This window comes from Candidatus Amarolinea aalborgensis (genome assembly GCF_900491745.1).
GTDB lineage: Bacteria > Chloroflexota > Anaerolineae > SSC4 > Amarolineaceae > Amarolinea > Amarolinea aalborgensis.
The window spans coordinates 12173-36008 of record NZ_UETR01000023.1; the positions used below are offsets into that span (position 1 = coordinate 12173).

At 61.2% G+C, this 23836-nt stretch carries 24 protein-coding genes; 7 read left to right on the top strand and 17 right to left on the bottom strand.

Features of this window, described 5'->3' with window-relative positions; genetic code table 11:
- Nucleotides 1-5 precede the first annotated feature (5 nt).
- From ACPQ6D_RS18790 to trpA, 4 genes are read left to right on the top strand one after another with little or no spacing between them, the layout of a single operon-like run.
- Nucleotides 6-653 carry a phosphoribosylanthranilate isomerase gene (locus ACPQ6D_RS18790; protein ID WP_423225884.1) on the top strand — a complete coding sequence of 216 codons (648 nt, stop codon included), beginning with the start codon at nucleotides 6-8 and terminating at the stop codon, nucleotides 651-653.
- Nucleotides 650-1243 carry an NUDIX domain-containing protein gene (locus ACPQ6D_RS18795; RefSeq protein WP_423225885.1) on the top strand — a complete coding sequence of 198 codons (594 nt, stop codon included), beginning with the start codon at nucleotides 650-652 and terminating at the stop codon, nucleotides 1241-1243. The genes ACPQ6D_RS18790 and ACPQ6D_RS18795 overlap by 4 nt, the downstream gene beginning before the upstream one ends.
- Before the next feature lie 2 nt (nucleotides 1244-1245).
- The gene (gene trpB / locus ACPQ6D_RS18800; RefSeq protein ID WP_423225886.1) at nucleotides 1246-2466 is read left to right on the top strand and encodes a tryptophan synthase subunit beta; all 1221 of its coding nucleotides are present in this window, start codon (nucleotides 1246-1248) and stop codon (nucleotides 2464-2466) included.
- Nucleotides 2467-2509: 43 nt separating this feature from the next.
- Nucleotides 2510-3301 (top strand): tryptophan synthase subunit alpha, encoded by a 792-nt coding sequence (trpA, locus tag ACPQ6D_RS18805; protein WP_423225915.1) that lies wholly within the window; start codon nucleotides 2510-2512, stop codon nucleotides 3299-3301.
- Here trpA and ACPQ6D_RS18810 read toward each other — a convergent pair.
- Together ACPQ6D_RS18810 and ACPQ6D_RS18815 are read right to left on the bottom strand one after the other, a co-directional pair.
- Nucleotides 3298-3639 (bottom strand): nucleoside triphosphate pyrophosphohydrolase family protein, encoded by a 342-nt coding sequence (locus tag ACPQ6D_RS18810; protein WP_423225887.1) that lies wholly within the window; start codon nucleotides 3637-3639, stop codon nucleotides 3298-3300. The two genes, trpA and ACPQ6D_RS18810, sit on opposite strands and share 4 nt — an antisense overlap.
- 32 nt (nucleotides 3640-3671) lie before the next feature.
- Entirely contained in the window at nucleotides 3672-4382 is a 711-nt protein-coding gene (locus ACPQ6D_RS18815; protein ID WP_423225888.1) for a prepilin peptidase, read from the bottom strand.
- A gap of 246 nt (nucleotides 4383-4628) precedes the next feature.
- Between ACPQ6D_RS18815 and ACPQ6D_RS18820 the strand changes: the two genes are divergently transcribed.
- Nucleotides 4629-5465 carry a DUF5656 family protein gene (locus tag ACPQ6D_RS18820; protein WP_423225889.1) on the top strand — a complete coding sequence of 279 codons (837 nt, stop codon included), beginning with the start codon at nucleotides 4629-4631 and terminating at the stop codon, nucleotides 5463-5465.
- 28 nt (nucleotides 5466-5493) lie between these two features.
- Here ACPQ6D_RS18820 and ACPQ6D_RS18825 read toward each other — a convergent pair whose 3' ends face one another.
- The gene (locus ACPQ6D_RS18825) at nucleotides 5494-6537 is read right to left on the bottom strand and encodes a ketopantoate reductase family protein (protein ID WP_423225890.1); all 1044 of its coding nucleotides are present in this window, start codon (nucleotides 6535-6537) and stop codon (nucleotides 5494-5496) included.
- A gap of 306 nt (nucleotides 6538-6843) precedes the next feature.
- Between ACPQ6D_RS18825 and tsaD the strand changes: the two genes are divergently transcribed.
- Entirely contained in the window at nucleotides 6844-7863 is a 1020-nt protein-coding gene (tsaD, locus tag ACPQ6D_RS18830) for a tRNA (adenosine(37)-N6)-threonylcarbamoyltransferase complex transferase subunit TsaD (protein ID WP_423225891.1), read from the top strand.
- Here tsaD and ACPQ6D_RS18835 read toward each other — a convergent pair.
- From ACPQ6D_RS18835 to ACPQ6D_RS18900, 14 genes are all read right to left on the bottom strand, one after another.
- Nucleotides 7856-9460 carry a UDP-N-acetylmuramoyl-L-alanyl-D-glutamate--2,6-diaminopimelate ligase gene (locus ACPQ6D_RS18835; protein WP_423225892.1) on the bottom strand — a complete coding sequence of 535 codons (1605 nt, stop codon included), beginning with the start codon at nucleotides 9458-9460 and terminating at the stop codon, nucleotides 7856-7858. The two genes, tsaD and ACPQ6D_RS18835, sit on opposite strands and share 8 nt — an antisense overlap.
- Nucleotides 9461-9559: 99 nt before the next feature.
- Nucleotides 9560-10054: a hypothetical protein gene (locus ACPQ6D_RS18840; protein WP_423225893.1), complete on the bottom strand. Its 495-nt coding sequence runs from the start codon at nucleotides 10052-10054 to the stop codon at nucleotides 9560-9562.
- 188 nt (nucleotides 10055-10242) lie between these two features.
- Nucleotides 10243-11703 (bottom strand): NADH-quinone oxidoreductase subunit N, encoded by a 1461-nt coding sequence (locus tag ACPQ6D_RS18845; RefSeq protein ID WP_423225894.1) that lies wholly within the window; start codon nucleotides 11701-11703, stop codon nucleotides 10243-10245.
- An 18-nt stretch (nucleotides 11704-11721) separates the two neighbouring features.
- Complete coding sequence (locus ACPQ6D_RS18850; protein WP_423225895.1) at nucleotides 11722-13278, bottom strand: complex I subunit 4 family protein; 1557 nt, start codon at nucleotides 13276-13278, stop codon at nucleotides 11722-11724.
- Between the two features lie 30 nt (nucleotides 13279-13308).
- On the bottom strand, nucleotides 13309-15603 hold the full coding sequence (locus ACPQ6D_RS18855; protein ID WP_423225896.1) for an NADH-quinone oxidoreductase subunit 5 family protein: 2295 nt from the start codon (nucleotides 15601-15603) through the stop codon (nucleotides 13309-13311).
- A 106-nt stretch (nucleotides 15604-15709) separates the two neighbouring features.
- Entirely contained in the window at nucleotides 15710-16096 is a 387-nt protein-coding gene (locus tag ACPQ6D_RS18860) for a hypothetical protein (RefSeq protein ID WP_423225897.1), read from the bottom strand.
- Nucleotides 16097-16156: 60 nt separating this feature from the next.
- Nucleotides 16157-16465 (bottom strand): NADH-quinone oxidoreductase subunit NuoK, encoded by a 309-nt coding sequence (gene nuoK, locus ACPQ6D_RS18865; RefSeq protein ID WP_423225898.1) that lies wholly within the window; start codon nucleotides 16463-16465, stop codon nucleotides 16157-16159.
- Between the two features lie 21 nt (nucleotides 16466-16486).
- Nucleotides 16487-17002, bottom strand: a complete 516-nt coding sequence (locus tag ACPQ6D_RS18870) for an NADH-quinone oxidoreductase subunit J family protein (protein ID WP_423225899.1) — start codon at nucleotides 17000-17002, stop codon at nucleotides 16487-16489.
- Between the two features lie 68 nt (nucleotides 17003-17070).
- Nucleotides 17071-18288 carry an NADH-quinone oxidoreductase subunit NuoH gene (gene nuoH, locus ACPQ6D_RS18875; protein WP_423225900.1) on the bottom strand — a complete coding sequence of 406 codons (1218 nt, stop codon included), beginning with the start codon at nucleotides 18286-18288 and terminating at the stop codon, nucleotides 17071-17073.
- On the bottom strand, nucleotides 18288-18647 hold the full coding sequence (locus ACPQ6D_RS18880; RefSeq protein WP_423225901.1) for an NADH-quinone oxidoreductase subunit A: 360 nt from the start codon (nucleotides 18645-18647) through the stop codon (nucleotides 18288-18290). Before ACPQ6D_RS18880 ends, nuoH begins: the two co-directional genes overlap by 1 nt.
- Before the next feature lie 170 nt (nucleotides 18648-18817).
- Entirely contained in the window at nucleotides 18818-19654 is an 837-nt protein-coding gene (locus tag ACPQ6D_RS18885) for a nicotinamide-nucleotide amidohydrolase family protein (RefSeq protein ID WP_423225902.1), read from the bottom strand.
- A gap of 34 nt (nucleotides 19655-19688) precedes the next feature.
- Nucleotides 19689-21107 (bottom strand): sensor histidine kinase, encoded by a 1419-nt coding sequence (locus ACPQ6D_RS18890; RefSeq protein ID WP_423225903.1) that lies wholly within the window; start codon nucleotides 21105-21107, stop codon nucleotides 19689-19691.
- A 60-nt stretch (nucleotides 21108-21167) separates the two neighbouring features.
- Nucleotides 21168-21848, bottom strand: coding sequence for a response regulator transcription factor (locus ACPQ6D_RS18895; RefSeq protein WP_423225904.1), 681 nt, complete (start codon nucleotides 21846-21848; stop codon nucleotides 21168-21170).
- Between the two features lie 30 nt (nucleotides 21849-21878).
- The gene (locus tag ACPQ6D_RS18900) at nucleotides 21879-22712 is read right to left on the bottom strand and encodes an alpha/beta fold hydrolase (RefSeq protein WP_423225905.1); all 834 of its coding nucleotides are present in this window, start codon (nucleotides 22710-22712) and stop codon (nucleotides 21879-21881) included.
- A 151-nt stretch (nucleotides 22713-22863) separates the two neighbouring features.
- Between ACPQ6D_RS18900 and ACPQ6D_RS18905 the strand changes: the two genes are divergently transcribed.
- Nucleotides 22864-23817, top strand: coding sequence for an AAA family ATPase (locus ACPQ6D_RS18905; RefSeq protein ID WP_423225906.1), 954 nt, complete (start codon nucleotides 22864-22866; stop codon nucleotides 23815-23817).
- Nucleotides 23818-23836 lie beyond the last annotated feature (19 nt).

The following is a 23836-nucleotide window of genomic DNA, read 5'->3' on the forward strand; positions in this document are numbered from 1 at the left end:
ATCGTATGACGAAGGTGAAGATTTGCGGATTGACCAGCCTGGCGGATGCGCAGGCTGCCGCCGAGGCAGGTGCGGACATGCTCGGCTTCATTTTCTATCCCCGGTCGCCGCGTTTTGTCGAGCCTGCGCACGCGGCGGCGATCATTGCCAGCATCCAGCACATGGCGCTGCCGGTCAGGACCGTTGGCTTGTTCGTCGACGCGCCGCTGCCCGAAATCCAGGAGACGCTGCGCCGCTGCCGCCTCGATTTCGTGCAGCTGCACGGCGGCGAACCGCCGCATCTCCTGGAAATGCTCCAGCCCCAGGCCTTCAAGGCGCTGCGCCCCACCTCCCTGGACGAGGCGGCCGCAGAGGCCGAATGGTATGCTGACCTCGGCCCGCCCGAAGGGCCGCAGCTGCTGCTCGACGCCTACCATCCGCAGCTGCACGGCGGCACCGGGCAGGTGGGCGATTGGGCAATCGCTGCGGCCCTGGCGCCCCGCTACCGCATCCTGCTGGCCGGGGGTCTGACGCCAGACAACGTGCGGCAGGCTGTGCGCCAGGTGCGACCGTGGGGCGTGGATGTGAGCAGCGGCGTGGAAGCCGCGCCTGGACAGAAAGACCACGACAAGATGAGACGTTTTGTGGCTGAGGCCAAGCGAGGCAACGTATGACAGAACGAGCGTTCAAGCCGAACGCGATCCGCCAGGGCTGGCAGATACGCGCCAGCCGGCATCTTTATCAGAGCCATTGGTACAACGTCCGTCAGGATGACATTCGCCTGCCTGACGGCCAGGAGATCACTTTCACGCAGATCGAGCACCCCGGCTTCGTTTCGGTCGTGCCGGTAACGGAAGATGGGCAGATCGTGCTGATCTATTCCTACCGCTACACTGTGGATGATTGGGTTTGGGAAATCCCGGCCGGCGGCCTGGGCAACAAACCTCATCTGACACCGTTGGCCGCGGCGCAAGAGGAATTGGCGGAGGAGGTTGGCGGCGTGGCCGCCGCCTGGCGGCCCATGGGCAGCTACTACGCCGGCATTGGGTCGAGCAACGTGCGCGCTCACGTCTTTCTTGCGACTGGTGTGCAGTTGAATGGCCGGCAGCAGTTGGAAAGCACGGAGATCATCCAGGTGCGCACGGCGCCTGTGGCCGAAGCCCTGTCCATGGCCCGTTCTGGTGAGATGCAAGATGGTCAGAGCGTATTGGCCCTGCTGCTGTGCGAGCCCTGGCTGCAAGCGATGATCGCTGAAGGAGCGTGAGCATGAACCAAGTGATTGAAACGCCCGACGCTGCCGGCCATTTTGGCCCCTACGGCGGCAAGTTTGTGCCTGAGACGCTGATGCCGGCATTGGACGAGCTGGAGGCGGCTTACCTGGACGCGATGGGCGATGCCGCCTTCCGCGCGGAATTGGACGACCTGTTGATGACCTATGTCGGCCGGCCGACGCCGCTCACGCATGCCCGCCGCTTGAGCGAGCACCTGGGCGGCGCGCAGATTTACCTGAAGCGCGAGGACCTGGCTCATTCGGGCGCGCACAAAATCAACAACGCGCTCGGGCAGGCCTTGCTGGTCAAGCGCATGGGCAAACGCCGCGTGGTGGCTGAGACGGGCGCTGGTCAGCATGGGGTGGCGACGGCCACGGCGTGCGCGCTGCTCGGCCTGGAATGTGTGGTCTACATGGGCACCGTGGATATGGCGCGCCAGCAGCCCAACGTCTTTCGCATGAAACTCCTGGGCGCGGAGGTGCGCGGGGTGGAGAGCGGCAGCAAGACGCTCAAGGATGCCATCACAGAGGCAATCCGGGATTGGGTGACGAATGTCCACACCACGCATTATCTGCTCGGCTCTGCGTTGGGGCCGCATCCCTATCCGCGCATGGTGCGCGACTTTCAGCGCATCATTGGCGTGGAAGCGCGCCAGCAAATGCTGGCGCAGACCGGCCGCCTGCCCGACGCCATCGTTGCCTGCGTGGGCGGCGGCTCCAATGCCATTGGCATCTTTCATCCCTTCCTGGCCGACGAGGAGGTGATGTTGATCGGCGTGGAGGCCGGCGGCCGCGGTATGGCTGGCGGCGAGCACGCGGCGCGCTTCAGCGATCCCAGCAAGGGCCGGCTGGGCGTTTTGCACGGTACGCGCACGTTCGTCTTGCAGGATGCGGATGGGCAGATCGCGCTGACGCACTCGGTCTCTGCGGGCCTGGACTATGCGGCCGTGGGGCCAGAACATGCCTGGCTGCGCGATCAGGAGCGCGCGGGGTACACCTTCGTCACGGATGAGCAGGCCTTGGCCGGTTTTGAGGCGCTGTGCCGGCTGGAGGGCATCATTCCGGCATTGGAGAGCGCGCACGCCATCGCCCATGTGCTTGACCTCGCGCCCACGATGCGCCAAGATCAAATGATTTTGGTCAACCTGAGCGGCCGCGGGGACAAGGATTTGGATACGGTGTTGAAGGCGATGCGGGAGAGAAAGATTGAAGATTGAAGAGGAAGGGAGATGAGTGATGGATGAGGCGGCTGGAGCGGGCGTGACGCATCTGGATGCGGTGTTTGCGGCGGCGGCGAGAGCGAGGCGGGCGGTTTTCATGCCCTATTTGGTGATTGGGCATCCCGACATCGAGACATCGCTGGCCCTTGTGGAGGCCCTGGCTGCGGCGGGCGCCGATTTGTTTGAGTTGGGCATACCCTTTTCCGACCCGTTGGCCGATGGGCCGGTCATTCAGAAGGCGACACAGCATGCGCTGGATCATGGGGTCACGGTGGCCTTATGCCTGGCCGCCGTGCGCGAGCTGCGGGATCGGGGCATTCAGGCCGGTTTCAACCTCATGGGCTATTTCAACCCGATCTTGGCCTACGGCCTTGAACGGTTCTGCGCCGACGCCGCCGCGGCCGGCGTGGATGGCGTCATCGTGCCTGACTTGCCGCCTGAGGAAAACGGTGAACTGGCCGCCGCGTGCCGCGATCACGGCCTGGCATTGATCCGCTTCCTGGCGCCAACCAGCACCGCCGCCCGTGTGCAGATGGTGACGCAGCAGGCGGAAGGGTTTCTGTATCTGGTCAGCCTGACCGGCGTCACTGGCGCGCGTGATGCACTGCCCGCCGATCTGGCGGCGTTCGTGGCGCGCGTGCGCGCGTTGACCACCGTTCCGCTCGCGGTGGGTTTCGGCATTTCCACGCCTGAGCAGGCGCACAGTGTGGCCCAGGTCGCGGATGGCGTCATCGTTGGCACCGGCATCGTCAAGCGCGCGGCGGGGCCGGATCCGGTCACGACCGTGCGCGAATTCGGGCAAACGTTGGCGGCAGCCATGCGGCGCGCCTAACCCTCGTCCACCCGCCGGATGCTGGACGCCGCGGAGAACCCATCTGGGTAACGGCGGCGCAATTTAGTGATGTTGGTGGCCGCGACTTCTTCCAATTCGACGCCGACCTCCTGCGCGAGGACCGCCAGGTACCACAACACATCGCCCAACTCCTTCACCAGCGCGGCGTGGTCAAGCTCGTGCTCATGGTAGAGATGTTTCTTCATTTCCTCGGCAATTTCACCAGCTTCGCCGATTAGGCCCAAAGCCCAGTTTGCCAGGCGGTCGCTGCGACTGCGTTCCGGCCCTGTGTTTGCGGTGCGCAAGGCAGCCTTTTGATATTCATTGAAATTCATCATCCAATCTCCGATGCACAGAATGTAGGATCTGCTTAACTGAACCTCAGCAACGTCCATAGCGCGCCCAGGACCAGGAACGGGCCAAGCGGCAGCGGCTGCCCTGGCCGATAGCGCCTGCGCATGATCTGCCAGCCCACCATCAGCGCGGCCGCCGCTCCGGCGGCCACCAGCGTCGCGAGCAAGGCTTCGATCACGCGGGGATAACCTGTCACCAGGCCCACCAGCGCAGCCAGCTTGACATCGCCCATGCCGAGTCCTGGACCTGTGCCAGAATTGAGGCGTGCGGCCAGGCCGGCGCCGACCAGAAACAGCAGCCCAAAGATGATCAAAGCCACGCCTGCCCCTGTCAGCGCCGCGGCCAGGCTGCTCATCCGGCCATCTGCGCCGCGCGGGCCGAGGCCCACAGCCGCAGCCATCATGGCCGTGAGCAGCATAGGGTAGACGATGGCGTTAGGAATGCGCAGCCGTTCCACGTCAACCACGACAATGAGGATGGCAGCCGCCAGGTAGACGCTGTGCAGGCCAAAGCGGGGCGTCCAGCCTTCAGCCAGCCACAGCAACGGCAGACCCAACGCCGTGACCAACGCAACCAGCCACGGCCGGCAGCGCAGACCCGTGTTGCCGACTGCGCTGCCGGGACGTCGCACGTTTGGCCGCACCCAACCGGGCCAGCCATCGGCCAGTCCATTGATCGCATAGGCCAGCAGCAGGCCGAGTAGAAACAAGACGACGATAGTGAGCATAGTGTTAAGTGCAAAGTGCAGACTGGAGATCAGAGACTAGAGATCAGAGATTAGGGATCAGGTATGTGGAAAACGGATGATGTGTGGACTAGAGTCTCCGGTCTCTGGTCTCCGGTCTCCGGTCTCCGGTCTCCGGTCTCCGGTCTCCGGTCACCGCCCTTCAGGTTGGCAAAAATCAGCAAAGGCGGGTACAATTTGCTGGCTCCGTGCCATTCGTGGCGGGGATTTTGAATTCGAGTCTACCCAATGCAAGCACCTGATTATCGTGATCGCGTCAGTATCTACCTCTGGGTGATTCTCGCCATGCTGGCGGCTGAACTTTTTTTGCAGCTGCCCACACGCGCGCTGACCTGGATCGTTTTTGGTACGCCGCTCAGTGTTGAGATTAACTCCTCGACCCTGTTGGCGGTTCCGCTGCTCGTGCTGGCAGCCAGCGGCGTCGAAGCCGTAGTGCGAGCACATCCACTGGCCCAGGCGGGTGAATTGCCCTACACCTGGATTCTGTGGTCGTTGCCCTGCGCCCTGGTGCTGACGGCTGCGCAGCTCCTGACGCTCATTCCCGGGCGCATCACCTGGCTCGCCGTCCTGGCGCTGATTGGGGTCTTGCTGGCCGCGATCAGCATCATCATCTACCACACGATTGATGAGCGCGATCACTATTATCGCCTGTCCCGCGTGGCGCTCAATTTCATCACCTACGCCGTTGTGCTGCTCCTGTTTCTGATCGTTTACCAGTCGCGGGCGCGCAGCGTGCTTTCGGGAACGGTGACGGCGGCCATCGGCGCTTTGTTGACCATCGAACTGCTGCGCGGGGCGGAGAGCACGGCGCGGTCTGTCACCTTGCGCCAGGTGCTCACCTATGGTTTGCTGTGCGGCCTCGTACTCGGTGAAGCCACCTGGGCATTGAACTACTGGCAGCTGCCCAGCCTGACGGCCGGCTTTCTCATGCTGCTCATGTTCTACCTGCTGGTCGGACTGGCGCAGCAGGGCATTGCCGGCGCCTGGCGTCGCATGGTGGTGCTTGAATTCCTCGCCATTGGCGCCGTTGGCTGTCTGCTGATCTGGCAATTTGCCCCGCGCTAATCTCCTTGCATCTGGTTGCGAACCGATCCTATCGCCGCGCTGCCTGCACCTTTTGCCAGAGCCGCTCGGGCTGATCGCGCCATTCTGCCCACGGCGTATCGCCGCGGCTGAGGGCCTGCAACGTTTCCGTCAATACCCGATTCACGGGCGTTTTGACGCCGGGGCGAGCGGCGGTCACCACCGCGCCATTGAGGAATGGCACCTCGGTGCGGCCCTTGCCGGCTTCCAGGTCAAGGTAGAGCGAGGGCGCTTTGCTGCCGCGGCCGCCGGCCACCAGACGGCCCAATGCGCGCCGAATCACCGCATGGGGCAGCGTGCGAATGAGCGGCGCGAACCACGGAAATGGATAGCCGCCCAACGTGACCGTGCGTATCCGTTGCGCCGCCATCACGGCCAATGTCTCGCGCCAGGCGTCAATCTCCAGGTCCGCCAGGCGCGGATCAGCCATGACCTGGCTGGGCGTCCAGCCGAGGATAGCGCAGGTGGCGTTGGCCAGTTGGTTCATCAACAGCTTGGTCCACTTGAGCGCGCGATAGTCGTCGTAGACGCCAGCGGGCAGGCCGGCGGCTGCGAACATCGCGGCCAGGGAGAGCGCGGGAAAGGCCGGCGCCTTTGGGTTCACCGCCGCCAGCGCGACGCGCCCGCGTCGAATGACCTCGATCACGCCGGGCGCCGTCACGGTGACTGGCGTCGTGATGGCGCCGGCCATCACGCGATTGGCGCCGAGGATCGCAGCCAGGCGCTCTTCGTTGCCAACGCCGTTTTGCAGCGTCAACAGCGGCGGCAGCCGTGATCGCCACGGCGCGAGTTCCGCCATCACGGCGGCCGTGTCATACGCCTTGACCGTCAGAATGGCGAGGTCGAACGCGGCTGCGGCGTCGAAGGCCGCGGCGACCGATGGCACAGCGTTGACGGCAGGCGCGGTCTGTGTTTCAGTTCCCATGCGCAGCGTCAGGCCGTGCGCCTGGACGGCTTCCACCAGCGCTGGCCGACCAATCAGCGTGATCTGCTGTCCAGCCAGCGCCAGGCGTGCGCCCACCAGGCATCCAATGGCCCCGGCGCCAATAATCAAGGTTTTCAGTGGTCGTCTCCGGAAGTGCAAAGTGCAAAGGTCAAAGTGCAAAGGGAGGTAAGATTCGCCTCCCCAGGATCGTCAATAGGTCGCGTTGATTTATGCTGCCTGGCAATCTGCTAGACAGGCTCGGCGCTCCTGACGCGCCAGGGCCAGGGCGCGTGGCTGGCAAGGATCGGCAAACGCGGCTATAATGCAGCCGGCGCTCGATATTCAACAGGTCTACTGCAAGCGGGCACGAATTGCGCTCTTTTTCCTTCAGCGGAAAAGCGAAGTCTATTCCCACTTGCAGTATAGAATGATGGCATGACAAGACTAATTCTCGGTATCGAAACATCATGTGACGAGACGGCCGCGGCCGTGGTTGGCGATGGTCGGCGCATCTTGTCCAACGTGGTGGCGACGCAGATCGAATTGCATCGCCCCTATGGCGGCGTCTTTCCTGAGCTGGCGTCACGGCAGCATATTCTGACCCTGAACCCAGTGATCGAACAGGCGTTGGCGCAGGCTCAAGTCACCTGGCGCGAGATCGAAGCGGTGGCAGTGACGTATGGGCCGGGATTAGCAGGCTCTCTGCTCGTGGGCGTCAACCTGGCGAAGGGGTTGGCCTGGGCGCAGGGCCTCCCGCTTGTGGGCGTCAATCACCTCGAAGGCCACGTCTACTCTAACTGGCTGCAAACCGATGCGGGCCTGACGGTCGGCGCCTTTCCGATCCTGGTGTTGATCGTCAGCGGTGGGCATACAGAACTGATCCTGATGCACGACCATGGCCGCTACACACGCCTGGGTGCGACGTTGGATGACGCCGCGGGTGAGGTCTTCGACAAAGTCGCGCGCCTGCTTGGCCTGGGCTATCCTGGCGGCCCTGCGCTGCAAAAGGCGGCCCTGAGCGGCGATCCGCAGCGGTTCGACTTGCCGGTGGCGCTGCGCCATGACGAGAAGCAGCGCTACAATTTCAGTTTCAGCGGCCTCAAAACCGCGGTGCTGCGCCTCACGCGTGCGCTGACGGCCGATGGCGGCGCCGTGCCGACGGCAGACGTCGCGGCAAGTTTTCAAGCCGCGGTGGCCGACGCGCTCGTCTCCAAGCTGTTGGTCGCCATTGACGATTTCAAGGTGAGCCAGGTCTGCGTATGCGGCGGGGTGGCGGCCAACGCCGAACTGCGTCGGCAGCTCACGAACCGGCTGCCCGTTCCGCATGCGATTCCGCCCATCTGGCTGTGCACAGACAATGCGGCCATGATTGCCAGCGCGGGCTTTTATCGCTACGCGGCCGGCGAGCACAGCGGCTGGGATTTGGACGTGCGGCCTAACCTCAAGCTCATTTGAGTGAACCCTCGGCCTGATCACCGCGGCCAGCGGCCGGCGGCTGCAGCGCCCGGAGCGCGGCGCGCATGGCTTCCTGTTCGCTCCACGGCGTTTCCACGTCGCCGAAGCACATGGATCGCTCATGTCCTTTGCCGCAGGCGATCACCACGTCGCCGGGGCGCGCCAGGCGGCAGGCGCAGGCCATCGCCTCGGCCCGGTCATCCACACGCCAGAATGTCGTCCCTTCCACACCACCTGCCTCACGGCAGCCGCGCGCGATTTCGGCCGAGATGTCAGCCAGCGATTCAGTGCGTGGATCCTCCGCCGTGATGATTGTCAGGTCGGCCAGGCGGCCGCTGATATGCCCCATCAAATAGCGTTTGCCGCGGTCACGTAGGCCTGCCGAGCCGAACACGGCGATCAGGCGACCGTCGGGCGCCACCAAGGGGCGGACAGTCTCCAGAGCGCGCTGCAGGGAAACTGGCGAGTGGGCAAAATCCACGATCGCCAGGAACGGCTGCCCCTCATCAATGCGCTCCATCCTTCCTACGACGCCGGTGAAGCTGGCAATGGCCGCGCGCACCACGGGCAAGGGAACACCTACAGCCAGGGCGGCGCAGACCGCGGCCAGGATATTGTAGATGTTGAAATCACCGATCAGGCTGGTCGTCATCTGACTCTGCAGTCCGTCGGCCGTCAGACCCAGTTCGTAGATGCTGTGACCCAGGTCAAGCGTGAACGCGGTGCGATCAGGAGCGTGCACCACCTCGGCTGCTTGAATGGCTCCGTTGTGCAATCCGTAGGTGAGACGCCGCACGTCGGGCCGTCCCTGGCTCAGAACGGCGTCCAAGAGGGGAAAGCTGGCATCCTCGACATTGAGGATGGCGGTCTTGGTGATACCTGGTTTGTCTACCGAGGCGCTCAAGTGCTGAAACAGGATGGCTTTGGCCGCGGCGTAATTGTCCCAGGTCCCGTGGTAATCCAGGTGCTCGTGCGTGATGTTGGTTACGATGGCGATATCGAACTCGCAGGCGTCCACACGGCGCTGATGCAGGCCGTGCGAGGTGCTTTCGAGCACGGCCACGTCGCAGCCAGCGGCGACCATCTGGGCCAGGTAGCGCTGCGTGTCTGGCGCATCGGGTGTCGTGACGTGTAAGCCGGTATCGAGCGCCTGCCCGCCGATTTCAGCCTGCACCGTGGTGACCAGGCCAACCTTGCGACCGGCGCTGCGCAAGATGTGCGCAATGAGGGTGCTCGTGGTCGTTTTTCCGTCCGTGCCGGTGACGCCGATCACAGTCAGCTTGCGCGCGGGGAAATCATGCCAGGCTGCGGACAGCCAAGCCAACGCACTGCGGCTGTTTTCCACCTGTAGATAGGGAATGTCCTCACGGAACGCGTCAATCTCTTCCGGCGGGCGCTCACCCACAATGGCGACCGCGCCCTGCATCAACGCCTGGCCGATGTAGTGATGGCCGTCCACGTTGACGCCGCCTACGGCCACAAAGAGCGCGCCGGACTGCACTTGCCGTGAGTCGGCGGTGATGACACGAATGTCGGGATCACCCAAACCGTACTGGATGGCGTCGGTTAGAACGAAACTCAACTGACTGAGGTGCACAGGTTCAACCTCGTGATATGCGGAGCCTAGAATTCAGATTAGTTACTGATACCCCAGGGGCAGAACCAGGAATGAAAACAGGCCATCTGTGGCCTATTCTCAAGCTAGATCAGCGCTGTCTTCGCTGGCGGCTGAGGATTTCCGGCGCGTCCGGTGGGATGTGTTGATGCGCAGGCCGGTCCACCCACAATCCGGGTTTTTGCACAAATAGCGTCGCACCGGTAAGAACAGTCCTATCAGGCGATCACCCGACGCGCGGTGAATGCGATGGAGTTCTTGACCACATCTGGGGCAGGCCTTGTCGGACCAGCCCGGTGAGCGAATGATGCGCCAGCGGGTGCGCCAGATGAGCAGCCCAGCGGCAACCACAATCAAGCCGATGCCTGTGAGATCGGAAGCTGTGCGGTTGGCCAGGAATTCGAACAAACCCGTGACGGCCGCAGCAATGCCGCCAATCACCGCGCGTCCCGCAGCGCTCAACCACAACCACACGGTTTGCCGGATGTTGAAACGCTCTACGAGGAGAAAGAATCCAAGCAGAATCAGGACAGCTAGAACGATTTCGAAGCGATAATTACGCCAGATGCGTCGCATACACTATTTCTCATATATGATATAAATGTAGGAGCACGGTGTCCCGCGCTCCTACGCACAGGGGGGAATGTTGAGGGGATGTTTTGTCAATACCGTGACGCCGCTGACCAAGCCGCGCGTTAGGCGGCTTGGTTGTCGCTGCCGCACCGCAGCGCAGTTGCCTGCCATTGGCCCACTGGGTGGGCGGTTTAGAGCGACGCGAAGATGGGCAGCACAGCCTGGGTGGCCCACTGGATGAAGGGGCCAGGGTAGAGACCCAACACCAACGTCATAATGGCGGCCGCGGCAATGACTGCCTGGACGGGCCGCGATACCTTGAATGCCGTCTGCGCTCCCTGTGGTTCAAAGAACATGGCGCGTACGACGTTCAAGTAGTAGAACACGGCGATTCCGGCATTGACAACGGCAACCGCGGCCAGCGCGAACACCTGGCTTTGGACAGCGGCGCCAAAGACAAAGAATTTGCCCAAGAAGCCGCCGGTGGGCGGAATGCCGGCCAGCGAGAGCATGAAAATGAGCATCATGATCGCCAGGAAGGGTTGGCGGGTGATGAGGCCCGACCAATCCTTGAGTTCAACGCTGCCGGTGGCATCTTCGACGGCTGTCACGGTGATGAAGGCGCCGACATTGGTGAACAGATAGGCGAACAGGTAGATCAGCACGCCGTTGACGCCGTTGAAGGCCTTTCCTGGCGCCGCGGTCGCCGCGACGAGGCCAATCAAGATGTAACCCGCCTGGGCGATGCTGGAGTAGGCGAGCAGGCGTTTGACATTCGTCTGACGCAGCGCAGCCAGGTTACCCAGCGTCATCGTGGCCATCGAGATGCCGGCCAGGATGGGAGTCCACTGCGCCTGCGCCGCAGGCAGGGCGACCAACAAGACGCGCATGAGCAGCGCAAAGCCGGTGGCCTTCGACGCAGTGGACAGGAAGGCTGTGACAGGCGTCGGCGCGCCATCGTAGGTGTCGGGCGCCCATTGATGGAACGGCGCGAGACTGGCCTTGAAGCCAAAGCCGGTAATCACCAGGATGGCGGCGGGCAGACCTAACGTGGCCGTCAGGTTCTTGGTGTTTTTGAACGCGGCGGCAATGTCGGTCAAGTACACGGATCCCGTCGCGCCATAGAGCAGCGAGAGGCCATAGAGCATCACGCCGGACGCAACCGCGCCATACAGGAAGTATTTGATCGCGGCTTCGCTTGACCGCTTATCGTCCCGGATGAATCCAGCCAACACATAGGATGTGATGCTGAGGAATTCCATGCCGAGGTAGATCAGCACCAGGTTGTTGGCGCTGACGGCAATTGCCATGGCCAGGGTGGCGGCCATGAGCATGGCGTAGAACTCACCCTGGTGACGACTGCGCGCTTTCATGTAATCGCCCGCGCCGGCTACCACCAGGATCATAGCGATGATGACGAGCACTTTGAAGAACGCCGCAAAGCTATCCACACTCATCATCGTCAGCGCCGTGGTGTTTTGCCCCAACAGAGCCAGGCTGGCCACCAGGGCCACGACAAGCCCCACCAAGGCCACTGCCTGGAAGGTATTGGACGTGCGGGGGGTATCGCGTTGAATCAGGTCGAGCAAAAAGATGACCAGCCCGGCCAGGAAGAGAACCAATTCAGGTGCCAGGAGCAGCAGAGGGTTCACGATCAGCGCTCCTTTCGGCTACATGAGCCGTTGTAAGAGTTCATTGGCGGCCCGGTTGAAGAAGTTGAGCAACGGCGTTGGATAAACGCCGAAAAGCACCATGAAGGCGATCAAGGGCCACATGGTGACCTTCTCGAACAGCGCCATGTCGCTCGGATCGTGCTCTTCCTGGCCCGTGGTCAGGTTCGTCCAGTGATCCACCTTATGCGGGTCATAATCGCCCAGGAACATGAATTGGACGATTTTCCACAGGATGTAGGCCGCGGTGATGACAATGCCAAGCACGCCGACAGCGGCATAGACCTTGACCAGATCGAACGCGCCGCGGAAGACCAGGAACTCACTCCAGAAACCAGCCAATCCAGGCAGCCCCAAGGAGGCGAAGGCTGTCACGAGCATGATGCCGTAGAAGTAGGGTAGTTTGGCGCTCAGGCCGCCGAACTTCTTGAGTTCACGAGTATGTGCGCGTTCGTAGATGATGCCGACGAGGAAGAACAATCCGCCGGTGATGATGCCGTGGTTGAACATCTGCAGGGCGGCGCCGTTGATGGCCATGGCCTGGCTGTTGATGGTGGCCTGTTCGGTGGCGCCGACGCCGAAGGCGGCCGCGCCGATGCCCAACATGACGTAGCCCATGTGGCTAACGGATGAATAGGCAATGAGGCGTTTGAGGTCCCATTGGGCCATGCAGACGAAAGCGCCGTAGATAATGCTAATGACGCCCAGGGCCACAATCACGAGCGACCATGCCTTGAAGGCATTGGGCAGGGTGGGCAGCACGATGCGCAGGAAGCCGTAGGCGCCGAGCTTCAAGAGGACGCCGGCCAGAATGACCGAGCCGGCTGTGGGCGCCGCGGTGTGGGCGTCAGGCAGCCAGGTGTGGAATGGGAAGCTGGGCACTTTGATGGCGAACCCCAGGAAGAAGGCCCAGAAGGCGAGGCTTCCCAGGAAGATATCGTTTGCAAAGGGCTTGGCTTTGGCCGCCTCCACGATATCGAAGGTGCCTGTGACGAAGTAGACCCCCAGGATTGCCAGCAGCATGGCGACGGAGCCAATCAGGGTGTAGATGAAGAACTTGATCGCGGCGTACTGCGGTCGGTCTTTCGGCTGGCCCCAGATGGCGATGAGGAAGTACATCGGCACCAGGCCAATTTCCCAGAAGACGTAGAAAAGTACGTAGTCGAGCGAGACGAACACCCCGAACATGCCCATTTCCAACAGCAGGAAGAGCAAGAAGAATTCCTTGACGCGGCGCTTGATCGTGAAGCTGGAGTAGTAAAGCCCCAGCGTGGTCAACAGCGCGGTCAGGAAGATGAGAGGGACGCTGAGGCCGTCCACGCCCATGTGGTAGGATGCGCCTAGCTGCGGTATCCAACTGTGAACTTCTTGGAACTGGTAGCCGCCGCTGGTATTGGCATAGGCAAACCAAAGAAAGACGGACAGCGCCAGCGGCACAAGACTAATCAGCACTGACCAGTTCTTGATGCCGCGCTCGTTATCCTTGGGCAGAAGTAGGACAACCAGCGCGCCCAAGAGCGGCGCAAACGTGATGATGGTCAGAAGTGGAAAAGACATATCAGCTTCCTCCTACAAGGTTCAGCACGCTCAGGCGTACAGATAAAAGCCCAGTAACAGCATGATGGTCATCACGGCGAACAACAGATAGTTTTGGCCTTGGCCCGTCTGCAATTTGCGGGCAATGCGCCCGAAGCCATCGGTCAATGCGCCGACGCCGTTCACGATGCCGTCAATGATCGGCTCGTCGAAGAAGGCGCGCAGGCCATCAGACAGCAGACGTCCCAGGCGACCAACGCCGTTGACGATGGGATCAATGATCCAGCGATTGTCAAAGCGGAAAGCCATCTCGGCCAGCCAACGGGTGAAGGCGACCACGGTTCCCATGTACAGCTCGTCTATGTAATACTTACGGTTGAGCACCGTCCAGATCGGCCCAAGCACGCGTTTGACTGGATCAACCTCGCCGGCCTTGAGGGGGCGCACGCCGTACACCAACCAGGCCAGGGTCAGGCCGCCGAGCGCAGCGATGATCGAAATCATGAGCGGGAAGGTGTTGAACTCCGGCACGTGAAGGGCGTGCGTCAGCGCTTCTTCCAGGCTGCCGATGACGTGCTCGAACGGGTTGTGCAGCAGGGCGCCGAGGACGGGGAACTTCTCCGGGATGCCGACCCAACCACCGACCACGGCGAAAACGGCGAGCAGCATGAGCGGCCAGGTCATCAGGTCGTTCATGCGCAGGCCGGTTTTGTCGAGCTTGGTGGGCAGGCTGGCGTGTGCGGCCGCTTCGCTGCGCGGCTGACCGAAGAAGGTCAAGCAGATTTGACGGCCCGTGTAGAAGGCGGTCAGCAAGGCCGAGAGCGCCAGCGTCCAGAAGACCAGGGAGTTCAGTTCAAAGGCATTGGCCAGGATCTCATCCTTGCTCCAGAAGCCGGCGGTGATGATGGGGAAACCGCTCAAGGCCAGGCCGCCGATCAGGAAAGTCCAGCCGACGCGTGGGATGCGTTTCCACAAGCCGCCCATGTTGAGCATGTCCTGCGGGTCGAAGGGTGGGCCGTCCGCGTGCGTGTCGTGGCCGTGGTCATCGGCCGCGTGGCTGTCGTGCGCCGGCGCGTGACTGTCATGCCCGCCGTGCGCCTCGTGAACGTGATGCTCACCGTGTTCAACCGAGTGAATCACGGCGCCGGAGCCGAGGAAGAGGAGAGCCTTGAAGAAGGCATGCGTCAGCAGGTGAAAAGTCGCCGCGACATACGCGCCAATGCCCAGCGCGGCAAACATGTAGCCGAGCTGGCTGATGGTTGAGTAGGCCAGCACCTTTTTGACGTCGTTTTGGGCTACGGCAATGGTGGCGGCAAAGATGGCGGTGAAGGCGCCAATCGCGGCGACGAAATTGAGCACCCAGGGCGCGCCTTCGGCCGCAGCGTGGAACAGCGGGAACATGCGGATGATGAGATAGACGCCGGCCGACACCATCGTGGCCGCATGGATCAAGGCGCTGACAGGCGTCGGGCCTTCCATCGCGTCTGGCAGCCAGACATGCAGCGGGAACTGTGAGCTTTTGCCCATGGCGCCCCAGAAGATGAGGAAGGCCGTGAGGGCAGCCCAGGAGATGCCCAGGCCCGGCACCATGGTTTCAGCCAGGTGTGTGATGACGGGCGTGCGGAAGATCTCATCGAAGTTGAGCGTACCTGCATGGACAAAGAGCAAGGCCATGCCGCTGAACATGATGGTGTCGCCGATACGCGTCGTGAGGAATGCCTTGAGGCCAGCGCCTTTGGGCGTGATCTGGTTGGGGTTCCAATACTTCTTTTCGAACCAGAACGAGATCAATAGATAGGAACATAACCCCATCAACTCCCAAAAGACGAAGAGCATGAAGAGATTATTGGCAACCACCAGGCCTAACATACCGGCGGCAAAGAGCGAGATATAGGCAAAGAAGCGGCTGTAACGCGGATCCAGCTCTTTGGAGTCAGCGTTTTGCGTCGTGTAAGCCTGGTTGGGGTCCAGATGATGCGGCCAGGTCATGTACCCACGGGCATAGATGAAAATCATGAGACAGACAAAAGGCACCATGAAAAGCATGGCGGCTGTCAGCGGATCCACGGCTACGCCGAAGTAGCGGAAACTGGCCTGGCCGGTTGGGATTTCTAGCAGCGGGAACTGGCCCGGCGTCTCAGAAAACTCCAGGTAGTTTGCCAGCGTCGGAATGACGACGACGATGAGCGAGAAGATCCAGGCTACCGCCATGGCGCCGATGGCGATGGTGGAACTGAGCTTCTTCAGGCTGGCTGTCGAGCGCGTCTCATCCTGGTTGGTGACCAGGACAATGATGGCAAATGCCAGAAGCGGAAAGACGGGAATCAGCCACGAGAGATTGAGCATGAGTAACCTCGACTTCCGTTAGTTGAGGCGGGGGTTGGCCGGGGATTGGCGACGGTCAAGTCCAAACGCATTCGTTTACTATGAATTGACATAAAACGAGAGCTCATCATTGATTCTGTTCCGGCCGGGGAGCCAGGAAGCGGGCATAGATCTGCTGCGCCAGGCCAATCGAGATAATCAAGGCAATGCCGCAGATGACCAGGGTCCAAAAATCGGTCTGACGCCAAACGAACCATAGAATACAGAAGACGACGATAGTGAAGCTGGCCGCGGTCCACTGGACGAAGTTTTGCGCCCGTTTGCCTTCGTCGCAGATGCGAATGAGGGCAGCGGCATCTTGGTAACCGGGGTGCGCGGCCTCAATCTGGCGGAACAGCTTGCCAGCGTTGCCATAACCGCCTTTGCTCAGGTATTCGACGGCTCGCTGGTACCCTTGTTCAAGGTCAGCGGCGGTCAGGGGTTGGGTTGGACGTTTATTCTGTGTACGTGCCATGATGATTGTCGCCGTTTGGGGGATGCCGGACGCCAGCGTCTGTCTGATGGACAGGTTGCTTTAGCCTTTGAGCGTATCGAGTTCGTCGAGGTTTACGGTGCCTCGGATGCGATAGATGGCAATGATCAACGCCAGGCCGACGGCAGCCTCAGCCGCGGCGACCGCGATGACAAAAATCGAAAAGAGCTGGCCGGTCAGCTGCATCGGGTTGCCATAGCGCCAGAAGGCGATGAGGTTGATATTGACGGCGTTGAGGATCAACTCAACGCCCATCAGCACACCGACTGCATTACGGCGGGCCAGGGCGCCAAAGAGGCCGATGACAAAGAGAGCGGCTGCCAGGGTGAGATACCAGGAAAGTGGGATCATGAGAATCTCTCGCTTTCTCGCCTAGGCCCGTTCGCGGGCGATCATGATCGAACCGATGAGCGCGACCAGCAGCAGGACCGAAACCACTTCAAAAGGCACCAGGTAGCTGCCAACGAAATCCGCGCCGAGGCGGGCAATGGCGTCAGTGGGTACGGCTTCGGTCGTCGTGGGCCATGTAATGCCGCGCAGGATGGAGGTTAGAAAGATGAAAAGAAAGACGGCGCCTACGGCGACAGCCGACCACTGCGCATTGAGGCGTCCAGCCTGGCTCGTGATGCCGCGACTCAACATGATGGCGAAGACGATCAGCGTGGCAATGGCGCCGATGTAGACGAGCACCTGGGTGACGGCCAGGAATTCAGCCTGCAATAGGATGTAGACGCCGGCGACGCCAAAAAAAGCGGCGGTCAGGCAGAGTGATGCATGAAACAGGTTGCGCAGCAGGACAGTGAGCAAGGCCGCCGCGATAATGAAAGCTGCAATGCCAAGAAAAACGGCTTGCTCAACCGTTGGCAATGGAAAGGGGAGAGTGGGCATAGAGACTCCTCCGAAAACAAACTAAAACCGGGACTGGCAACATGCGGCGACCCAGTCCCGGTGTCATGTCAGACGCGCACCGCCCGGGGAGCGATGGTATCCGAAAATGCCGGAACGCGGGTAGAACCACCCTGCGCGGCCAGCCGCAGCGAGCGCCCAACCACGCCTAGACCTGCGACCAGGCCAATCAGCTGCAAGACGACCATGACAATGGCTTGAACGATGGGGCCGCCAGGCAGCTTGATGGCCAGCGCGACGGTGAAGACGGCCACCAGGCCCAGGGGCACCATCACCTTCCAGGCGAGATTCATCATCTGATCAATCCGCAGGCGTGGGAAGGTGGCGCGCACCCACATGTTGAGATACATCACAAAGACGACCTTGATGCCGAAATAAACAATCCCCAGCAGCGGCACCTGTTCCACAAAGGGGCCTTGCCATCCTCCCAGGAAGAGAGTGGTGGCAATGGAACTGAGGATGAAGGTGTTCAAGAAAAACGCCAGGTAGAACCAGGCGAACTTCATGCCGCTGTACTCGACGTTGTAGCCGGAGACGATTTCTGACTCGGCTTCAAGCAGGTCGAAAGGCGTGCGTTCGCCCTCGGCGAGGGCAGAAACGAAGTAGAGCATGAATGACAAGGGCATGATGAAGACGTACCAACCGAAGCCGGCCATCCCACCCTGCACCAGGGCGATACCGTTCATGGACATGGTGCCCGCCACAATGACCACGCTCAGAATGGCGAGGATCATCGGCACTTCGTAGCTCAACAACTGCGCCACGACGCGGAATCCACCCAGCAGCGCATATTTGTTGTTTGATCCCCATCCGGCCATCAGAACCGACATGATGGCGATGGAGCCGAGGGCCACGATGTAGAGCGCGCCGATGTTCATGTCTGCGCCAACAAAACGGGGCGCAAGGGGAATGGCGCCAAACAGCATGATTACGGCGAACACGGCCAGGATCGGCGCGATGTTGAACGTCACCTTGTCGGCGGCGCTGGGCGTGATGTCCTCTTTGGTCAGCAGCTTCATGGCATCGGCGATGGTTTGCAGCAGTCCGTAGGGGCCAGCGCGGTTCGGGCCGAGGCGGTCTTGGATGCGACCTGCCACCTTGCGTTCCAGCCAGATCAAGCCCAAGACCAGGGTCAGTGCAAAGATCAGGATGACGGTGGCGCCAATCGCCAGGTTGATGAAGACAGCCAGACCTTGCGGCAGCCCCCAGCCAACCAGGACACCTTCCAGCCATTCACCGAGGCGAGACGGATCAAGAATAATGTCCATTATTGCCACTCCAACGCATTCTTACGCCAGGCGTAGGCCAAGCCGCCCACTAGAATCACAATGAAGATCACTACCTCAAGCAGCGCCCACAGGTCAAGCCGTCCGTACGCTACGGCCCATGGGAAGAGGAAGACGGCTTCGATGTCGAAGATGACAAAAATCAGGGCAAACAGGTAGTACTGGGCTTTGAACTGAACCCACGTATCACCCATTGTTTCGACGCCGCACTCATAGGTAGATTTCTTGATTGGATTTGGTTTCTTGGGGCGCAGGAGCCAAGCTACAAGCAAACCAACAATAGGGAAGCCAATACCGACGGCTGAGAGGATTCCGACAAACGCATAGGTTTCTAAATTCATAGGCGTCCTCACCAGGTTAACGGAGTGGGATTGACAAGGCATTGGCTCCACCACATTGTAGCAAACCAACCTGTAAGCCTTGTGACAATTGTCGCGATTATACCACAGGACTATCTAAATGAAAAGATTTCAATCGCGCCTAGCGCGACGGGGGTGATGGGCGCGGTGCATCAAGCGAGACGCGGCCGCAGCCAGGTTCCAGAGACCATCCAACGGTCGCTGTTGGGCTGATAGCGCAGCTCGAACGTATCGCCCAAGGCGGTTTGCACCAGGACGCAGTGCCACGGGGCGTCCTCTGTCGTCTCAACCCAACGGCGGCCAACGGCCGTCACCACGTGCATCTCGCCTCGCCAGGCAAAGGCGCGCGGATGGACTTGTCCATCGGGTGTGCGCCAGGCGTCCACGGCAACGGCCGTCCAGGCCATGGATGGGCTAACTGCTGCGCCCGGCTGACGGCTCTCTTCGCCGCCTGCGCGGCTGCCAGTTTTACCTGCTGCCATTTGCTGTTTCTCCCCTGCCTCCTGCACCTGCTGTTCCAGATAGCGTAGAATCAGCGCCAAGGCAGCATTCGCGGACAAGCGCTTGTTGCCCACGCGATCCTCCTGCCACACATGTCGCTCGGCCCATTCGGCGTCGGGAGCCGAAAGATGAAGGTGCGCCAGACCGACCGGCTTGTCCGGCGTGCCTCCGCCTGGCCCGGCGATGCCCGTGACGGAGACTGCGATGTCGGCGCCAAAGACGCGGCGTGCACCGTGCGCCATTTGTCGCGCAACCTCGGCGCTGACTGCGCCTTTGCTCAGCAGCGTATTGTGATCTACGCCTAACACATGCTCCTTGGCGGAATAGGCATAGGTCACCGCGCTGCCCAAAAAGTAGGCGGAACTACCGGCCACATCGGTCAGCCGATTGCCGATCTGCCCGCCGGTGCACGATTCCGCGAGCGCGAGCGTGAGCCCCAACTTGCTCAGAAGGCCGCCGATCTTGATCTCGATGTCCTCTTCGCTCATTGCCTCTCCTTCATGATGGATGCTTCCGGAGCCTTCACGACTTCGGAAGTTTGTCTTCCAACGGTAAGCGCAGCGTAAAGGTGCTGCCGACGCCCACCTCGCTTTGCACCTGAATCTCGCCGTCGTGCGCCTGCGCCACCCATTGGACAATGGATAGGCCCAGGCCGCTGCCCCCCAGCTGGCGTGAGCGCGCGCGGTCGGCTCGATAGAAGCGCTCGAAGATGTGCGGCAGGTCTTTGTCCGCAATGCCGGGGCCATTGTCCGCGACTTCGATCCGCACGTGGCCCGGCTCACGGTAGAGGCCCAGCGTCACCTTGCCGCCGGCCGGCGTGTATTTGATGGCGTTGTCCACCAGGTTGAGCAACAACTGGCGCAGGCGATCCACATCGCCCATGATCTGGGCCTGATCTTCGTGCACCAGGCGCAGCTCCACCTTTCCCTGCGCCATGACCAGGCCTTGCCGAAACACGTCCAGCAGCAGGGTATCCAGCTCCACCGGCACGCGGTGCAAGGCATGGCCCGCATCGGCCTGCGCCAACAGCAGGAGATCGCCCACCATGCGAGTCATGCGCTTGGTTTCGGTTTCGATTTCGCTCAGGGCTTCCTGACGGAGTTCCGGGTCATCAATCGCGCCCCGCTTCAGCAGGTCCAGGTTGCCCTGAATGGTGGTCAGCGGCGTGCGCAGCTCGTGCGACACATCGCCTACCAGCCTTTGTTGTGTTTGAAAGAGTTGATCGAGGCGCGCGAGCATCTCGTTGAAGGTTTCAGCCAGGCGGCTGACTTCGTCGCCGGTGTTCGGAATGGCGATGCGTTCGGCCAGATGTTCGGTGCGACCGATGCGGCGGGCAGTCGCAGTAATCTCGTTGATGGGTCGCAGCGCGGAGCGGGAAAGCATGCCGCCGCCTATCGTGGTGGCAAAGACGCCCAGGATACTGACCAGGTAAAGCGCCGTGCGCACCCGGTCGAGTGTGGTCTGCACATCCACCAGCGACTGGCCGATCTGCAGCACCCCTACGATCTTTCCGTCGGGGCGATGGATGGGCATGGAGTAGATGTGAATCGGCTTCCCTTGCTGATGGAGGGTGTAGTAGCCGCTGCGTCCTTGCAGATTTTGGTCTAACATCTCCTGGCTGATGGGCAGAATCTGGTCCACATCTTTCAAGTTGGACGAGCGTTGGTAGATGGCGCCGTTCGGGGTCAACACCTGCGCATAAACTTGCGAGGCAAACACAACCCGCGGAGTCAGGGAGGTATTGTCGCGACTGAGCGCCGCCATTGGGTCAAGCTCCTGTTCGATGACGGCCGCGGCCCGCTCACCCTGACTCTTCAACGTGTCGCTGACATCAGCCAGCAGGGCGTTGGTCAGGAATGAGTAGAGCCCGAGGCTGAACAGGAAGAGCATCGCGCCCAAGAAGGCGCTGTACCAAACCATCAGGCGCAAACGGATAGACATAATGATTAAGCCTCGCCGCGTAGGAATTGGCCTGCACTGGCGGATGCTTTCATGAGACTGCTACTCTTCGCGCAGGACATACCCGACTCCGCGAACCGTCTGCAATAAACGCGGCTCACCGTTGGCTTCCAACTTGGTGCGCAGATAACGAATGTAGACCTCGATGATGTTCGATTCGCCGCCGAAATCATAATCCCAGATGCGCTCGTAGATGATATCGCGGGTCAGCACCTGGCGTGGATGCTGCATGAACAACTGCAGAACATCGAACTCTTTTGCGGTCAAATCCAGGCGACGGCTGCCGCGCTGCACTTCACGCGTGGCGTAGTTGAGCGAGAGGTCGCCAAAGCGGATTTCCTCGCGTGCGGTGGTGTTGACACGCATGCGGCGCAGCAGCGCGCGGATACGCGCGAGCAGTTCTTCGAAGCTGAAAGGCTTGGAGATATACCCATCCGCGCCGCTGTCCAGCCCGGCCACCCGATCAGGAATGGAGTCCTTGGCTGTCAGCATCACAATCGGCACATCGCTCGCCGCGCGCAAGCGCCGGCAGACCTCCAGCCCGTCAATACCCGGCAGCATGACGTCCAGGATGACCAGGTCAGGCGGAGTGTCACGCGCCAGCTGCAAGCCGCTTTCACCGTCGCCGACCACATCTACCGTGTAGCCTTCGTAGAGGAGGCCGCGGCGCAGCAGGTTGGCTATTTTGGGTTCGTCTTCAACGACAAGGATTCGATCACTCATAAATGGCTCGGTGTCCGTACATTGAGAAATTCAGGCGGCCGCGCTCGACTTTGGGCGCGGGACATAGCGCGTGAGATAGCCTTCGACCAGGCGATCGAACAGCACGGGCTGTTCATCCATCGGCAAGTGGCTCGCTCGCGGCACGATAGCCAGGTGCGCGCCAGGAATACGCTGCGCAGCCAGGCGCGCATCCGCCACCGGAATGGTGCGATCATGCGCGCCCGTGATGACCAGGGCCGGCATATCGAGTTCTGCTAAGCAGCCGCTGACGTCGCTTTCTAAGATAGACCGCAGGCAGCCGGACAGCGCTTCCGGCGCGGAGCGGGCGAGGTCCGTGATGGTACGCTGCGCCGCAGGGCCGCGGAAAAAGCGCGGATCGGCCAGAAATGCGCGCTGACCCAGGGGCGCAAGCAGGCGCGAATGTTGTGAAAGCTGCAGGATGCGCTGCCCCATGCGTGACCGCAGAAACGCGCTGAGACCAGGCCCAATGTTGCCCGTAATCACCGGATTCGAGAGCACCAGGCCGTTGACCTGGTCGGGGTGACGCCGCGCGAGATGGATAGCAATCAGACCACCCATCGAATGACCCAGCGTGACCGCCGGGGCGCTGGCTGTCTGCGCAAGAAACGCGCTGACCACGGCGGCGTAGTTCTCGGCGGCAAAATCGAAGCCGGGGCCGGGCAGACTGGAGTCGCCGAAGCCTGGCAAATCCAGGCTGATGACCCGGTAGTGTGAGGCCAACTGCTTGCTGATGCGCTGCCACATACGCAGTGAACTGGCCCAGCCGTGCAGACACAACACCAGCGGTCCTCGACCAATGGCCTGGTAATTGACCTGGATGTCTTGAATGAGTATGGTCGGCACAACAGGATTATAGCACAGGGTAAAACGAAAATGGAAAAAGCAAACATTAAGAATTCATTAAGAAGGTCAGAATGGTATAACCCTACTGGCAAATCTGGGAACACCTGCTATAATGCCACGATTCTAAGCGTTGTGTAAGCAGAGGAGAAGTATGAACCCAGTCGAATCCCTGGCTGAGCGCATGGTGGCCAATGTTGAAAAAGTGATCATCGGTAAGCGCGCCGAGGTCAAGAGCACCTTGATTGCGCTGCTTTGTGAAGGTCACTTATTGATTGAGGATGTGCCAGGCGTTGGCAAGACGATGCTGGCCCGCGCCATGGCGCGTTCAATCGGTTGCAGCTTCAAGCGTATTCAATTCACGCCGGACATGCTGCCCAGCGATGTGACCGGCGTCTCAGTCTTCAACCAGCGCGACCGCGAGTTTGAGTTCCGCCCCGGCCCCATCATGGCCCAGATTGTCCTGGCGGACGAAATCAACCGCGCGACGCCGAAGACCCAGGCGGCCCTGCTGGAAGCGATGGAGGAGCGCCAGGTGACGGTGGATGGCATCACCCATTTGCTGCAGCGCCCCTTCCTGGTATTGGCGACCCAGAACCCCATCGAATATGAGGGCACCTTTCCACTGCCGGAAGCGCAGGTGGACCGTTTCATGATGCGCATCAGCCTCGGCTATCCGAGCCAGGCCGATGAGATCGCCATTCTCAATTCGCAGCAGACCCATCATCCAATCGAAGACATCGAGCAGGTAATTACCGCAGATGAGCTGATCGCGGCGCAGAAGACGGTCAAAGAAGTCTACATGGACGATCTGATCAAGGAATACATCGTCCTTCTGACCAATGCCACGCGCAAACATCCCGATGTCTACCTGGGCGCCAGCCCGCGCGGCAGCCTGGCCTTGTACAAGACCGCACGGGCACGGGCGGCCATCGAAAGCCGCAATTTCGTGATCCCTGATGACATCAAGGCTCTGGCCGATTTCACGCTTTCACATCGAATCATCATCAGCCCGTCGGCGCGCATCAAGAATGTGGATGCCCGCGCCATCATGGGCGAGGTGCTCGATTCGGTGCCGATTCCTGGCACCCGCGTGAAAGCCCGTTGATGATCACCGTTTCCGCTGT

Excerpts from the sequence above, each read along its gene's own strand:
- ACPQ6D_RS18790 (WP_423225884.1), top strand. The coding sequence starts at position 6 with ATGACGAAGGTGAAGATTTGCGGATTGACCAGCCTGGCGGATGCGCAG.
- ACPQ6D_RS18795 (WP_423225885.1), top strand. The coding sequence starts at position 650 with ATGACAGAACGAGCGTTCAAGCCGAACGCGATCCGCCAGGGCTGGCAG.
- trpB (WP_423225886.1), top strand. The coding sequence starts at position 1,246 with ATGAACCAAGTGATTGAAACGCCCGACGCTGCCGGCCATTTTGGCCCC.
- ACPQ6D_RS18810 (WP_423225887.1), bottom strand. The coding sequence starts at position 3,639 with ATGATGAATTTCAATGAATATCAAAAGGCTGCCTTGCGCACCGCAAAC.
- ACPQ6D_RS18815 (WP_423225888.1), bottom strand. The coding sequence starts at position 4,382 with ATGCTCACTATCGTCGTCTTGTTTCTACTCGGCCTGCTGCTGGCCTAT.
- ACPQ6D_RS18820 (WP_423225889.1), top strand. The coding sequence starts at position 4,629 with ATGCAAGCACCTGATTATCGTGATCGCGTCAGTATCTACCTCTGGGTG.
- tsaD (WP_423225891.1), top strand. The coding sequence starts at position 6,844 with ATGACAAGACTAATTCTCGGTATCGAAACATCATGTGACGAGACGGCC.
- ACPQ6D_RS18840 (WP_423225893.1), bottom strand. The coding sequence starts at position 10,054 with ATGCGACGCATCTGGCGTAATTATCGCTTCGAAATCGTTCTAGCTGTC.
- ACPQ6D_RS18850 (WP_423225895.1), bottom strand. The coding sequence starts at position 13,278 with ATGTCTTTTCCACTTCTGACCATCATCACGTTTGCGCCGCTCTTGGGC.
- ACPQ6D_RS18855 (WP_423225896.1), bottom strand. The coding sequence starts at position 15,603 with ATGCTCAATCTCTCGTGGCTGATTCCCGTCTTTCCGCTTCTGGCATTT.
- ACPQ6D_RS18860 (WP_423225897.1), bottom strand. The coding sequence starts at position 16,096 with ATGGCACGTACACAGAATAAACGTCCAACCCAACCCCTGACCGCCGCT.
- nuoK (WP_423225898.1), bottom strand. The coding sequence starts at position 16,465 with ATGATCCCACTTTCCTGGTATCTCACCCTGGCAGCCGCTCTCTTTGTC.
- ACPQ6D_RS18870 (WP_423225899.1), bottom strand. The coding sequence starts at position 17,002 with ATGCCCACTCTCCCCTTTCCATTGCCAACGGTTGAGCAAGCCGTTTTT.
- nuoH (WP_423225900.1), bottom strand. The coding sequence starts at position 18,288 with ATGGACATTATTCTTGATCCGTCTCGCCTCGGTGAATGGCTGGAAGGT.
- ACPQ6D_RS18880 (WP_423225901.1), bottom strand. The coding sequence starts at position 18,647 with ATGAATTTAGAAACCTATGCGTTTGTCGGAATCCTCTCAGCCGTCGGT.
- ACPQ6D_RS18885 (WP_423225902.1), bottom strand. The coding sequence starts at position 19,654 with ATGAGCGAAGAGGACATCGAGATCAAGATCGGCGGCCTTCTGAGCAAG.
- ACPQ6D_RS18890 (WP_423225903.1), bottom strand. The coding sequence starts at position 21,107 with ATGTCTATCCGTTTGCGCCTGATGGTTTGGTACAGCGCCTTCTTGGGC.
- ACPQ6D_RS18895 (WP_423225904.1), bottom strand. The coding sequence starts at position 21,848 with ATGAGTGATCGAATCCTTGTCGTTGAAGACGAACCCAAAATAGCCAAC.
- ACPQ6D_RS18905 (WP_423225906.1), top strand. The coding sequence starts at position 22,864 with ATGAACCCAGTCGAATCCCTGGCTGAGCGCATGGTGGCCAATGTTGAA.